The following is a 14,293-nucleotide window of genomic DNA, read 5'->3' as shown; positions in this document are numbered from 1 at the left end:
CATGCAGTTAACAGGTAAGTTGATGCTTGAAATAATTAAAGCTTATATTAGAGCATCCGGCCTGTCTCGTCAAGGTGAAGCTGACATATGAACAAAACGCTGCAGCAAGCGTGACCTAGATCACAGCCGGGTCGTTCATAGATTGGTATCTTAGAGTGAGAAAGCTCACACTTGAAGGAGGAGCATCCATGATTACCCGATGGAATCTCGTTAGAAAGCTGGTGCTCGGGATTACCTTGGTCGCCGCGACCACTTATGGGACAAGCGCGTTCTTTATCTTCGTCGTCAAAGATGCGGTCGCTCCCGCGATGCCGACCTGGCTCTTCACCACCCTGACCCTGGGGATGGGCGTCTTCTGGACCGGGCTGCTCGGCTGGCTCGCCGCACGGTGGCTCGTCAAGCCGATCAATGCCCTGCAGCAGGCTGCCGGCAGAGCGGCAGACGGCGTGCTGACAGAGACCGTAGCGGTGCCCCGAGCCGAGGATGAGCTCCGACATCTGGCTCAATCGTTCAATCATATGATCAGCAATCTGCGCGGCATCGTCTCGGACATCGACCGCCACTCCACGGCTACCGGGACGGAAGCCGGGCATCTGCGCGGAGCAGCGGAGCAGTCCGCAACGCGGCTAGGCGAGATCACGACCAGAGTGGACGCGATCTCGCATAACACCGATACCCAAGCCAACCTCTCCCGTACCATGTATGGCACGGTACAGACGATGAGCGAGTTGACCGCAGCGGCCTTCAAGGAAGCGGCCGCGGCCCGCTCGGACGTGTCTCATATGCAGGAAGCCGCCGCCAGCAGCAGCTCGGCGATGGAACGGCTGGCGGCAGCAATGCAGGAGCTGGCCCGGGACGGCGTAGCAACGGCCCATATCGTCAAGCGGCTGGAGGCCCACGCCGACCGGATCGACAATATCCTCTCGGTGGTCGAGGATATCTCGGCCCGCACCCATCTGCTGGCGCTCAACGCTTCGATCGAGGCCGCTCATGCTGGCAGTCATGGCCGCGGCTTCGAGGTCGTCGCGCTGGAGATCCGCAAGCTGGCCCAGCACAGCTCCCAGGAAGTGCAGCACATCGCCCGGCTGGTCCAGGATATCCACAGCGATCTGGCCCTGGCAGCCAGCCGGATGGCGGATCAGGCGCAGCAGATGCAGACCGAGTCGGACCGGACCCAGACGAGCCGGGAGACGATGGCATCCATCTTCGACTCGGTCCACCGGACGGCCCAGACCATCGAGGATGTCGCCGGCCTGATGGACGCCCAGAGCGAGAAGATGCGGAGCGTCCTGGACCATGCGCGGCAGGTATCCGACGCGGCAGCCGACAATGCCGACCGGCTGGGCGATATCGCTTCTGCCGTCCAGGAGCAGAACGGCATCGTCCAGGAAGTAGCCGCCGCCTCGCACGAGCTGGAGCACACCGCCGAGACGCTGCAGGAGCGGGTCAGGCAGTTCCGCTATCAGAGCTCCGGCTGACCATGGCCTGAGGCCCGGCAACTAGCAGATAAGGCCGCTCTGACCGGGCGGCCCCTTCACAAACACTTAACGTGCCGGTTAGTCAGGGCCATGTTATACTCCTTATTGACACCGGTGTCAAATAAAGTTGAGAAGGAAGGTCCAGCATATGTCCAGAGGGATTAAAGCGAGTTGGGCGGGTTTGTTGGCGGTTCTGCTGCTGCTTCAAGGATGGCTCCCTGCGGCTGCATCCGCGGAGACCATGTCTCCGCAGAATGTGCCGGAAGCGCCGAAGGCGGGATCATGGTGCTATCCTTACGGGCCAAAACCGGGGTACCGGTACGATCCGAAGAAGCTGATGAAGCTGATGGGCGAGCCGCGAGATCAGAGCCGCGGCCCGTTCCTGTCCGCACATAGGGGCGCGTGGGGCAACGACATTCCGGAAAATTCGATTATGGCGATCAACCGGGCTGCGGAATTGAAGTTTGAGATGGTCGAACTGGACGTGAAGATGACGCAGGACGGTCAGCTCATCCTCATGCACGATTATACGTACGGCAGGACGACCAACTTCGCCGAGGATGTCTACGACTCGTTCAATTGGGACCCTTTCCTGGCGCAGACCTATTATCATGAGCGTCCGCAGGACGACGGGAACTGGACAGCGCTAGGCTACTATAACCCCGTGATATCCGATGTCTCCTGGGAAGGTCAGCACCGCCCGACGCTGCGCGCTTTCGACAAGTCGAAAGGTGATCTCGGGGAGATCACCGGCGCGCACGCGATCGGCCGCTGGGTGGAGGACAAGACGTTCGGACCGCCGCCCACGCTGTTGGAGGCGCTCCAGCACATCGGTACTTACTACCCCGGCATGACGGCCGTTATCGACCTGCGTCATCTGGACGAGGTCATCGAGACGATGAACGTCGTCGATCAAGTGTTCAGCTGCGACGGCAAGCCTGCCTCCGAGTGGGTCATCCTGAAGCCGTTCGCCAATGTGTTCCCGGGGGGCTGGTATAATGCCGCCGGATCGGACCAGACGCCCGCCGCCGGCTCCGTACATGCTCTGATCGGCGCAAGAGCTCAGCAGTACAAATGGATTCCCGTCGTCTCCAATCGGTTGGTCCAGGGCAATCAGCCAGGGAGTCCCTCGATTATCCCCACCTCTCCTGGACCGGATATCTCGCAGATCACCGACGATGTGCAAGGTTATCTCGAAGACTGGGGGATTCATCGGCCGGAGCCGTCCTGGCCGGTCGTGACGATGGAGATCGGCATCGGCTCGCAGCAGCCGTCACCGCTCAAAACCGCTTACGACTGGGCCACGCAGTATGCGACCAATATGCAGTCCTGGCGCCCGCCGGATATCGATGTCAAGGCACCCGTGCCCGATCCCTACCGTCCGGGTTATACGATCATCGGATTCAACTGGAAGGATGACGGACTGGGCGCGTACCCGATTCATCAGGAGCTGGTCCGCTCTTATGCCGATGTCCGCCTGACAGCAGGCGTCATGACGGTAGACGATACGGCCAACGTGCTCTCGCTCTGGGAACCGGCAGGCCAGCGGGAAGCCGCGATGATGGCGATTGCCGAGCCGCTCCCGCTAAGCCGCTACTCGCATTACCGTATAACGGCCAAGCACAGCGGCAAATCGTTGATTATCCCTAACAACGATCAGGCTCCGGGTGTCCAGGCGACGGTTCATGCCGGAAAAGGCGACAACCAGCGCTGGCGATTTGAGGGGCTGGGGGGAGGGCATTATCGGCTCATCTCCATCCTCAGCGGCAAGGTACTGGATGTGCAAAACGGAGGCAGTGCAGAGAATACTCCGGTTCTGCAGTGGACGTGGAGCAACTCGGACAACCAGCGGTGGCTTGTTGAGCGTACGAACGACGGATATTACCGTATCGTATCTGTAGAGAACGAACGCGTCCTGCAAGTGCAGGACGGCAATCAGGGCAACGGGGCCGCTATCACGGTCGGCGCCTGGACGAATCACCCTCGCCAGAAATGGGAGCTGTTAAGCGGCGGCTTCGGCACGACGCTGGTACGCAATGTCAATAGCGGCAAAGTGCTGGATGTGCCTGCCAGCACAATGGAGAACACCCCGCTTATCCAGTGGGAGAAATCCGACGATTTCAATCAGCGGTTCGGGCTGGAAACGCAAGCTACCGGCTACCGCTTTCATGCCTTGCACAGCAGCAAGGTACTGGATGTCGAGGGCGGCAGCGACAAGGTGGTCCAGTGGGGCTCCACTTACGAAGACAGCCAATATTGGCGCGCAGAACCGCTGAACGACGGGACGTACAGGATCGTCAACGCAGCCAGCGGCGGTGTGCTGGACGTCGCCGGCGCTTCCCAGGACAATCATGCGCCGGTCATTGCACACAGCTGGAACGGCTATGCCAACCAGCGGTGGTATGTCGAGCCGTTATTCTGGTTCGACTGATTCCTCTGTTTCTAGGTTGTAAATTTGGGTAAACAGTATCTAGCAGCACCAAATTATAACTAAGGGGATGAGTCACAATGGAACAGGTCAATCGAAAAAAATGGCAAACGATACTGCTAACTGCCGTCATGAGCGTATCGCTGGTATTCACTGCGGCGGCTTGCGGCAACGGTAACGGCGACAATGGCAATACGATTATCGTACCTGACAACAATCCCGATGTTATCGTACCTGACACTCCGGATGTCGATGTGGATGTCGATACACCGGACACGGACAGCAACGACGCTCCTGCCGAATAAGCTGATTCGTATACCATAAGCCCGTCCTCTGTCCCCCGGGACAATGGACGGGCTTATACTTATACTCCCACTTTCAATCGACTTATTGATACTCGGCTTTATAGGCCTGGCGCTTCTCGTCCATGACTTCCTGACCGCCGATCTTCATATAATCCTGAACTTCTGAATCGTAGATCCGGTCGAAGTCCTCGGGCTTCGCCGTGATGACCTTGACGAAGATCTCGTCGTTTTTCTCTTTGAGCGTAGAAGCGTATTTGATCTCCGCCTCGATCGGGGTGGACACCCTCGGCTTGAGCACACCGTCCGAGCCGCCCTTTTCGATACTCTCGATCGTAAATTCCTTATGATCCGGCTCCGAGGCGTTGGCGGCGATATTCAGGCTCTCGTCGGTTGCGCTGACGAATTTGCCGTTCAGGATGATCGCATAGTCCGGATAATTATAGAGCGTCTGCCGGGCCAGTTCGTTGTCCAGCACCACCGGCACGCCGTCTACCATCTCGTACGTTTCGCCCTCGATCCCGTTTTGCAGCGCGATCACATTTTCCGGCTGCGCCATCCAGTCCAGATACTTGATGACGGCCTCCGCGTTTTTGCTTGCTTTCGGCACGAACATGTAGAGGCCGTTAGGCGAGTACAACGCTTTTGGATACTTGCCGTCCGGCGTATTGAACGGATCGATCGCGATGAGCTCGGCATTCGGATCCGCTTTATAGACCTCCGCCAGATAGCCTTGGTAGACCGGCTCATTCGTATTTGTCGTACCTGCTCCGACCCAGCCGTTGATCAGGTCTTTTTGGAACTTCTGCGGGTCCTTGTTCATGGTTAGCGGGAAGTCCGGATCGAGCAGCCCTTCATTGTACATTTGATTAATGAACCGGAAGCCTTCCTTGTTGCCCGGCATCAGCCACTCCGGCATCGCGTAGAAGTCCTCGTCGGAGATATTGTCCCAATCCAGGAGCGAGTATTGCAGCGGCACCAGATGGAACGGATCGATGTTGCTGTATGGGATGACATTGTTGCCCGACTTGCCAGGCATATTTTCCTTAAACGCTTTCAAAGTATTGTGAAATTCCTCGGTTGTCGTAGGAATCGGCAGTCCGAGCTCATCCAGCCAGTCTTTACGGATCATCGTGGTGCTTTGCGGCAGCAGCACCCGGCGGGCCGGTATCGCGTACTGGATCCCGTCAAACACCCCGTATTTCAGCACATCCTCGCCCAAGACTTCCGTCAGAGTCTGGCCATACTGCTCGATTAGCGGACCGAGATCCGTGAGGCCGCCATCCTTGACGTATTTCTCCACCGTTGGCTTGTCGTACGTATACACGAGATCGGGCGCCTGGTTGGCCGCCATCAGCACATTGAGCTTCTCTACCTCCTGGGTACGCGGCACGGCGACGAACTCCACCTTGATATTGTTCGGATCGCCGAAGTTCTCCTGCACGTATTGCGTCATGAAGTTATCCGTGATGGGCGGCGCACCTGCCGGCGTGTTGTTGCGATCGAACAATTCGATGCGAAGCGTGATCGGCGCTGCATTGTTCCCTGTATTTCCTGAACTGCCCTCCGTTGCTCCGCCTGCTCCGCCACTGCCTCCGTTATTGCTGCTGCATCCGGCAATCAAGGCGGCTGCCGTCAGCACAGCCAGCGAACGAGTTGACCATCGACCAGTAAGAAATCTCAATTAGACCCTCTCCTTCTAAACATTAATATACACTATATAGCAACTTCCGCAGGCTTTCCCGGCGGCAGCAACTACCACGATAAGTACATCAAGTGAATCAGCCTTTCACCGCGCCAATCATCATCCCAGAGACAAAGTAGCGTTGCAGCCACGGGTACACCAGCAGGATCGGGACCGTAGCAAACATAATCGATGCCGCCTTCAAGCTCTCCGGAACCGGTGGCGCCGTGCTCAAGCCTTCGAGCATGCTGTTGACCTGGCTGTTGACGACCATCTCATACAGCCGCAGCTGCAAAGGGTATAGATCCGGCTTCGTAATGTAGAGCAGCGCGTCCATAAACCCGTTCCATCGACCCACAGCGTAAAATAGGCTCAGTGTCGCCAGCACCGGCAGCGATAACGGCAGCACGACACTGAACAGGACACGGTATTGGCCTGCGCCGTCCATGCGCGCGGATTCCTCAAGCTCCACCGGTATGGAGGAGAAGAAGGTTTTGATAATGAGCAGATAGAAAGCATTGACCGCTCCCGGCAGGATCAGCGCCCAGATCGTATCGAGCAGATTAAGATTACGGATCAGCAGATACTCGGGAATCATGCCGCCGCTGAAAAACATCGTGAGCACAATAATAAACAGGAAGACGTCGCGCCCCTTCAGATGCTTCTTCGTGAGGGGATAAGCAGCCATGATCGTCATCGTCATGGAGATCGCCGTAAACAGCGTCACCAGCACAATCGTGAAGCCCAGCGACTGGATCATCTGCGGATTGCCGAAGACGGTCTTGTAAGCCGTAAAATCGATCTCCAGCGGGAACAGGGTAACTCGCCCCGCCATGATGGCACTGTTGCCGCTCATGGATAAGGCCAGAATATGAACCATCGGCAGCAGGCAGAGCAAGCTGGCGACTGAGATCAGTACAATGATAATGATATCCAGCAGCCTGCTGTTCCCGGTGGCTCGGGGAGCGGCTTGAGCCTTGCTTTCCATAGATGTGTCGCCTCCTTACCAGATTCCCTGATCGTTAACTTTGCGCGAGATATAGTCGGCGGACAGCAGGAAGATCAGACCTACGACAGCCTGGAAGAGACCGATAGCGGTCGCGATCGTATAACGAGCCGACTGAATGCCGATCTTGTATACGTAGGTGCTGATGACCTCGGATACATTGGTGACCAGCGGGTTGCTTAGCACAAACGGCCGGTCAAAGCCGATGCTTGCCATATGGCCGATATTGATAATCAGCAGAATGATGATCGTCGGTTTGATGCCCGGCAGCGTGATATGCCACATCTTGCGCAACCGGTTGGCGCCATCGACCTCCGCTGCTTCATAGAGATCCCTATTGATGCCCGTCAAGGCGGCCAGATAAATAATCGTGCCCCAACCGGCGCTTTGCCAGACGCCGATCCCGAGATAGGTCGCCACCCAATAGAACGGTTCAGTCAGAAATGGAACAGCCTGGAGGCCGATCGATTTCAATACATTGTTGACGATCCCCGTATTGGTAGCCAGCAGTTGGATCGCCATGCCGCCGATGATGATCCAGGAGATGAAGTGCGGAAGGTACAGCACCATCTGAGCGCCTTTCTTAAACCATTTGATACGCAGCTCATTCAACAGGATGGCGAGGATGATCGGCATCGGGAAACTGATCAGCAGGTCCAGGAGGTTGAGGAGCAGCGTATTGCGCAGCGCCCTGTAAAACCCGTCCATCTGAAATACTTCCCTGAACGTATCCAAGCCGATCCACGGACTCGCCAGCACGCCCTGAAAAATATTGTAATCCTTGAACGCAATGACGACACCGAACATGGGGCCGTATTTGAAGAGCAAAAAGTAAGCCATAGGGAGTACAAGCAAGGAATAAAGCTGCCAGTCGCGAACCAGCGATCTTACCTGCCATCGCGGCGCCCTTCGTGTCTTTAAATCTGTTGTTGCTGCCAAACGTCTCCCCTCTTTCCATACCAGATTTGTGTCGCAGCCGGTCTGACATCACCTACTTTATCATTCATGAAAACCCTTGCAAATTGACAGGAATTTGGCTGCTAACCTTGGCTTTCGGACCTGATTTGGCGGGGGGTTTACTTTTTTTTCGGGTCTAACTTCGTTTAAATGGCATAAAAAAATCTGCTGGAACCCAGCAGATTTCCATAAGCCGTTATCGTGGCGGACGGTGGATCGCCCGATACTCGCCCGGCGGGAATCCGAAGAGTTTCTTGAAGGCCCGGTGGAAGGACAGGACATGGGAATACCCCACCTTCTCCGCGATCGCCTGGATCGGCTCTTCTGACTCGAGCAGCATGCGGCGTCCATGCTCCAGCCTCACCTTGAGAACATAATCGATGAACTTCTCGCCCGTCTCTTTCTTGAACAAGACGCTGGCGTGACTCAGCGGCAGCCCGAACTCTTCGCTAACGCCCTGCAGCGACAGGCTCGGGTCGGCATAGCGGGCTTCGATGCGTTCCTTCATCTGCATAGCGACGGAATGGCTGCTGGAGCGTTCGCGCACCTGCTCCAGCTCTTCGCCCAGATCATCCAATACGGCTGCCAGCTCCAGATGCAGCTCTTCCAACGTCTCCGCTTCCTCTGCGATAATCTGGAACCGTTCATGGTACGCCTCTTGCCAGCGTATCTCCAGCTCCGGCGATTGTGCACTCAGATCCTTCTCCAGATGCCGGGCGATGCCGGCCGCCAGCGATGCCAGCTCCGAGCGAACCAGCCGCCGGTGCTGCAGCTGCTTGCACAGTTCAGCCAACCTGTCCCGCCACTGTGCGTCCCCTTTGCGAAGCAGATGCACCAGCTCGGGCAGTTCGCCGTACGCAGTATAACCGTCTTTGGCCGATTTGGCCGCAGCCATCCGGTTATCGATGACCGCATTGGTGCCGAACACAGCCTTGTACGAGACGTTGGCGTCCGCATTGCGGTAGGACTGGGCGACCGTGTCCATCTCATCCGAGACGGCGCCGATGCCGACAGAGACCGTCAGCTGCAGATGACTGTTGATCCAGCTCCGATAGGCCTCGCAGAGATCGAACAGGGTGTCCGAATAGGGCTGATGCCGATCCCCCAAGAATAGCAGGAAGGCCATCCGGTGCGGCTCCGTCCACACATTGGACAGCTTGATCCCCCGGTTCTCCGCATGCTCGCGGAAGGTGCTCTCGAGAATATACTTGAGCAGCCGTTGATCAGCCGGCTTGTAAGCTTCCATAAAAGAGGCGTAGCGGTCGATCTCGATGGTCACGACGCCCAGCCGCTCATAATCTGTAGGCAAGCCAAGCGGTGCTGCCTGCTCCCGCCACTGCGCATCGCTCATACTCCGATGGCCGGCCAGCAGCTCCTGGATGAGGAGCCGTATGCGGTGCTGCGTGTCGGCAGCTTGCAGCGAATCGTAATCGACCGACTTCTTGAGCAGCTGGTCGATCGCCGACTCGATAAGCTTGAACTCGTCGTGCGAGGTCTTGAGCCCGATCGCTCCGCTCTTCATCGCTGTAAAGGTACGGACCTTCTCCACCAGCGTCTGGATCGGCTTATAATGCAGATGCGTGATAATCGTAAACCAGATCAGCGCCAGCAGGATGATGACGAGGATCAGGATAATCCAGACATTGGACAGCAGCGACAAAGCCGAATAGCCTGCAGCATTGACGCTGTCGGCGTAGTATATCCATCCAGTATACTCTGACACTGCCTGCAGCGGCGTGTTGGCTCCCGCCTCTCCCGAAGGCTGGAACGGCTGCCTTTCGGCGTCCATGAGATGGACCGTGCCGCGGTTTTCCTGGCTGTATTGATTGAGATATTCCATCAGCGAGCTGACATAGATATTGATGACGATCGTGCCCTTCTGCTGCGTCGAGTACGAGTAGGTTTTGACAAGAGAGACGACCTTTTGCTTGTTGCGGTCGATCGTGGACAGGGTATAGTCCCGGGGAGCCGTCCACCCCGCCAGTGCCGAGTCGTCCATCGCTTCCGTGAGGAACGCCCGGTCTGCGAAGGCCTCGATGCCGTAAGCGTTGGAATCGGACATGATCCGTGCATTGGCCTCGTCATACAGATAGATGGAACTGGTAAAGGGAAACGATGATTTCAGCTCGATCAGCTTCTTCTGGATGACATAGTAATCGTAGATGGCTTTGGGCTCGCCCGAGAAAAATTCCTGCAGCGCCCGGTCCGTGATCAGCGCACTTACTGCATTGCGCTCGATCAGCTGTAGATTGGCCTCCGTATTCTGCATCATCTGTCCGACGATCGCTTTATTCGTCTCGATATAGCGCTGCTCTGATTGATGATTCAAGGTTGTGAACAGGACAAAGATGACAGAGGATATGACGATGAAAAATATGGGCGTGTAGGAAAGCATCATTCGGTAATACCAATTCATCCTCATCTGGTTCAACCTCCTGTCCCTCGATTTTAACATGCCATTTTGTTGAATACGATTACAATATAAAAGGTAAGGGAAGATACGAGCGATGCCTATCGTTGTAAACAACAAAAAATACTTAAGGTTCCTGAACTAATGTATCATTCGTTTTCCAGCTTGAACATTTACATTTATTAGGTAGCTAACCCGTAGCCAGATTGGCTTCGAGGGGGCGGCTTTACTTTTTTTTGGCGGCTAACATGCCTCATTTTCCCTAACATCGTGGAGGCTCAAGCTCTGCCAAACACACGAAAGACCAGTCCATGTGCTAGACATGTCTGGTCTATAGTACATCAATCGATAGTCCGGTGCAGCGCTTCGCCTCCCCGGCACCTCCTCATCCGGTCACACTATCCTTTAATGACGTGCGGATGCGCGTTCGATATCGGCGAAGGCCCAGTGATCCGGAGCGACGTCCGACCAGGTCGGTACAGTCACGCCGCGGAGCGGCTCCCGCTCCAGCACGCGGTTGATCAACGTAACCGCTTCGGCACGAGTGAGCGCCCTGCCCGGATGGAAGCTGCCATCGGGCATGCCCCGCATGTAACCGGCATGCTGCACGAGCGCGATCTGCCGCTCTGCCCAATGCCCGGCAGTGTCTGTGAAGGCAGCTGCAGGCTCGCCGCTTAGCGCCATCCAGCGGACGATGACGATAGCCATCTCTGCCCTGGTGATCACGCGATCCGGGCCGAACGAACCGTCCGGATAACCGCTGATCAAGCCTGCGGCCGTCACTTCGTTGATCGCTTCCGCTGCCCAGCCGAATGAGGCGGTATCCGTATAGACGACACTCTCGGCCATCGTCTGCTCGGTGGCGCCGACCCGCGAAAGAATCGCCGCCAGTTCGGCGCGCGTGACCGCTTGATCCGGACGGAAGGTCCCGTCCGGGTAGCCCTGCAGGTAAAGCTCATCGACAGTTGGCTGCTCGGGCTGGGCTGGCTCCTCTTCCCCGCCATCAATGACCTCCGGGATCGGCTCTTCTTCTACGGGTTCGACTGGCGGTGTCGCCGGCAGCCATGGATTGCCCGGATACCCGCCCGGCGGGTTCGGATCAGGCGCAGTATATTCACGTTCGAGACTCACGTAGAAATCATCAAGCGTCCCCCAGGCACCGCCCTCTGCCTTGATACGGGCACCCACCGTAAGCGTGCCATCGGTTACGAGGATATCCTCGATACCAGGATTGTTCCACTGCACCCATCCTCTGACACCGGCAGGGACCTGTACTTCCTTGGCCCCGGTGGTTGCGAATAGCTCCATCTCCGCTTCTCCCGCGTCACCTCCCTGGATGAACATCGAGAGGTTGTAATAACCCGGCTTGAGTCCGGTGATCGTCTGCTCGACCTGGAAATTCACGCCTGCGGCAGAATAGAAATGCAGCGCATAATTGCCCGAACGGGCGTCTGACGCTTTGTTCTGGTACGTCGTGTGCGGCGCGCTGCCTGCCCCGTAGGTGATCTTCCACATGCTCCGGTCGCTGTGCTCGAAGCTTGCATTGGCGACATAGTTTTCTTTGCGGATGGTAAGGACTGCCTGGAGGGCTTGTCCGCCTTCCGCAGTGCCGCGGATGATATAGCTGCCCGGACCGCGCTGGATCGCCTCGTCCAGTGCCGACTGATCCCAGCTGACCGCTGCCGAGCCGGTACTCCGGTCGTTATAAGTAACCGATACGGCGGATGGCAAAGTGATCGGCTCGCCTGCAATCGCGCTTACAGTAATGTCTCGAATCTCATCAATAGCGATCGGAGCGACGGCTCCGGTGTCGATATATTTGAATACATTGATAGATGGCAGCGGACGCCCCTGGAAATCAAACAGCGCCTGGTTATCTACTGCGCTGCCGCCGTACCACTCGCCCGCATCATGCGGATCGTACTCAGCCGCATAGCTCGATGCCCAGCCGGAACCGTGGCGCTCCCAGAGCACCTTGTTCTGCTCGAGGTTCTGTCTCGGTCCGACCGGCAGCCACGCCGGCTCCCAGTAGAAGACGCCGATCCCGGCTTCACCGACCTTCGCCACCGCATCGAATACATCCCTCACGGCATGCGCCTGGCCCTGGACTGTCACTGGATACCCGATCGTCTGACCCGAGCCGCCCGGCGCGGTATTGCCGTGGCCGTCGCCGTCTTCTGTCGTATAGGTGTAGGAAGTCTCGGCGACCATCACCTTCTTGCCGTATGTGTCCGCCACCAGCTTGAGTTCAGCCGTCAGATTCGTCAACGTGCCGTGCCAGAACGGATAATAGGAGCTGGCGAATACGTCATAGTCGACGTTGTTCGCTTGCAGCGTCTGCGCATAACCCGCATAGCGGCCTGACGATTCCGGGTTAGTGAAATGCAGCGCAACCAGAATGCCGGGATCGATCTCCCGGACGGCCCGGCTGCCTGCACCGAACAGCTCACTCATCCGCGTCCAGCTGTTCTCGCCGGCCATCTGACCGTTCGTCTCGTTGCCTACCTGCACCATCCCGATCTCGATACCGGCATCGACCATGGCTTGCAAGCTCGACTTGGTGTAGTTGTAGAGAGCCTCTTTTTTGTCCTCGAAAGCCAGCTCTGCCCAAGCCTTGGGCGCCTGTTGCTTGGCCGGATCTGCCCAGAAGTCGGAGTAGTGGAAATTCACGAGCAGCTTCATGCCATTTGCCGTCGCTCGTTTGCCGATCTCGATGGCCGTGGCCAGGTCATTGTTGCCGCCGCCGTAGCCGTTGCCCTCGGCATCGTAAGGATCGTTCCAGATGCGTACGCGGACATAATTAACGCCGGCCTCGCTGAAAGTCGTGAACACATCTTGTTCATGGCCCTGCGCGTTATAGAACTTGACCCCGCTATCCTCAAGAGCGATGACGCTGGAGATATCGACCCCGCGGATGAAGTCTGGTGTCACCCCCTCGACCTTGTGGACGAAAATATCCGCCTCCACCGGTTGGTCCCCGGAGTCCGCCGGTTCCAACCGAAAGCCGTCCAGATAACCCCATGCCCCGGGTGCCCCCTGGATGACAGCTCCGATCTCCAGACTCGTTGCATCCTCTGCCAGATCGAACGTATAACGAACTTCGCCCCAAGCGTTGTAGCCCGTCGTAGCGACAGCTGGCAGCCCCGCTTCTCCTGCGAACAGTTGGATGCGTCCCGCTTCGGCGCCGGCACCGCCCATCGACCGGACGGTTAATGCATAAGTCCCCGCAGGGAGCGCCGACATCGTCTGCTTGACCGTGATCGACTGATCCGCCGGCGCCTGATCGTCGATCCAATACTTGAACGCATACGCACCCTCGTGCGGCATGATGTAACTGTCACCAGCATAGGCAAACCGCTGCAGATCCACTTGATCCCAATCGGCCGTTTCTACCGTCCAGGAACCGTCCGACCAGAAGTCCGCTTCGAAGCCGCCATTAATGATCCCCGGCGCCGGATCAGCCGCCGCCCCGGTTGTGTTCCAAGACCACGTGAACGAGCTCACCGCCGCCAGGACGGCCACCAATAAAGATAATCCTTTTGTTTTCTCCCCCATGAGTTTGTCACCTTTCGGATTGGATTTTCATTGCAGCTCCCCATCTTAGCTGGTAAACGGTTTCTATAATCGCCGATCAAGGTGAAACGGCTAACGCCGTCCTTTGGTGGCGTAGCAAGTTTCATTCCGGAGAATTCTAAGCTGATATATGTGTGCAACATATAAATTCTTAGAATTCAAGGTGAAACGGCTAACGCCGTCCTTTGGCGGCGTAGCAAGTTTCATTCCGCGCACAAAGATGGAAAACGTCTCTATCCTCAACTATATCAGCGCCCCCCGGACCGGGGTACGTATCAAACCGAAACATATTGGATGCTTTCATAAGGTTTTGAGGAGAAGCAGCCTGCGCGATTATCGCTTATGTTGATCCATCGGTACAGTTCACTGCATGCGAGCGGACAGAGGATGCGTTATTTAAGCGAAATCCTTGGTTTCGCCTGGTTTGCGGACACACGATCCGTTATATCGCCGAA

The 14,293-nt window shown here is 57.0% G+C and carries 8 protein-coding genes; 3 read left to right on the top strand and 5 right to left on the bottom strand.

Features of this window, described 5'->3' with window-relative positions:
* Positions 1-188 precede the first annotated feature (188 nt).
* The 3 genes from ABC336_RS15895 to ABC336_RS15885 all read left to right on the top strand — a co-directional run bounded on the left by ABC336_RS15895 (position 189) and on the right by ABC336_RS15885 (position 4,211).
* Positions 189-1,478 (top strand): methyl-accepting chemotaxis protein, encoded by a 1,290-nt coding sequence (locus tag ABC336_RS15895; protein WP_413239556.1) that lies wholly within the window; start codon positions 189-191, stop codon positions 1,476-1,478.
* 148 nt (positions 1,479-1,626) lie between these two features.
* Complete coding sequence (locus tag ABC336_RS15890; protein ID WP_413239555.1) at positions 1,627-3,909, top strand: RICIN domain-containing protein; 2,283 nt, start codon at positions 1,627-1,629, stop codon at positions 3,907-3,909.
* 77 nt (positions 3,910-3,986) lie between these two features.
* Positions 3,987-4,211 carry a hypothetical protein gene (locus tag ABC336_RS15885; protein WP_413239554.1) on the top strand — a complete coding sequence of 75 codons (225 nt, stop codon included), beginning with the start codon at positions 3,987-3,989 and terminating at the stop codon, positions 4,209-4,211.
* An 82-nt stretch (positions 4,212-4,293) separates the two neighbouring features.
* Here the strand turns inward: ABC336_RS15885 and ABC336_RS15880 are convergent, their stop codons facing one another.
* The 5 genes from ABC336_RS15880 to ABC336_RS15860 all read right to left on the bottom strand — a co-directional run bounded on the left by ABC336_RS15880 (position 4,294) and on the right by ABC336_RS15860 (position 13,820).
* Positions 4,294-5,892: an extracellular solute-binding protein gene (locus ABC336_RS15880; RefSeq protein ID WP_413239553.1), complete on the bottom strand. Its 1,599-nt coding sequence runs from the start codon at positions 5,890-5,892 to the stop codon at positions 4,294-4,296.
* Positions 5,893-5,989: 97 nt separating this feature from the next.
* A complete protein-coding gene (locus ABC336_RS15875) occupies positions 5,990-6,880 on the bottom strand; it encodes a carbohydrate ABC transporter permease (protein WP_413239552.1) in 891 nt (296 codons plus the stop codon).
* 15 nt (positions 6,881-6,895) lie between these two features.
* Complete coding sequence (locus ABC336_RS15870) at positions 6,896-7,738, bottom strand: ABC transporter permease (RefSeq protein ID WP_413242534.1); 843 nt, start codon at positions 7,736-7,738, stop codon at positions 6,896-6,898.
* Between the two features lie 313 nt (positions 7,739-8,051).
* Positions 8,052-10,277: a helix-turn-helix domain-containing protein gene (locus ABC336_RS15865; protein ID WP_413239551.1), complete on the bottom strand. Its 2,226-nt coding sequence runs from the start codon at positions 10,275-10,277 to the stop codon at positions 8,052-8,054.
* A 393-nt stretch (positions 10,278-10,670) separates the two neighbouring features.
* Complete coding sequence (locus ABC336_RS15860) at positions 10,671-13,820, bottom strand: glycosyl hydrolase 53 family protein (protein ID WP_413239550.1); 3,150 nt, start codon at positions 13,818-13,820, stop codon at positions 10,671-10,673.
* Positions 13,821-14,293: the final 473 nt, after the last annotated feature.

Source organism: Paenibacillus jepli (genome assembly GCF_047238105.1).
Lineage (GTDB): Bacteria > Bacillota > Bacilli > Paenibacillales > Paenibacillaceae > Paenibacillus_D.
This window is presented reverse-complemented; position numbering and strand designations above follow the sequence as displayed.

Coding starts and splice junctions, on each gene's coding strand:
- ABC336_RS15895 (WP_413239556.1), top strand. CDS start 189: ATGATTACCCGATGGAATCTCGTTAGAAAGCTGGTGCTCGGGATTACC.
- ABC336_RS15890 (WP_413239555.1), top strand. CDS start 1,627: ATGTCCAGAGGGATTAAAGCGAGTTGGGCGGGTTTGTTGGCGGTTCTG.
- ABC336_RS15885 (WP_413239554.1), top strand. CDS start 3,987: ATGGAACAGGTCAATCGAAAAAAATGGCAAACGATACTGCTAACTGCC.
- ABC336_RS15875 (WP_413239552.1), bottom strand. CDS start 6,880: ATGGAAAGCAAGGCTCAAGCCGCTCCCCGAGCCACCGGGAACAGCAGG.
- ABC336_RS15870 (WP_413242534.1), bottom strand. CDS start 7,738: ATGGCTTACTTTTTGCTCTTCAAATACGGCCCCATGTTCGGTGTCGTC.
- ABC336_RS15865 (WP_413239551.1), bottom strand. CDS start 10,277: ATGAGGATGAATTGGTATTACCGAATGATGCTTTCCTACACGCCCATA.
- ABC336_RS15860 (WP_413239550.1), bottom strand. CDS start 13,820: ATGGGGGAGAAAACAAAAGGATTATCTTTATTGGTGGCCGTCCTGGCG.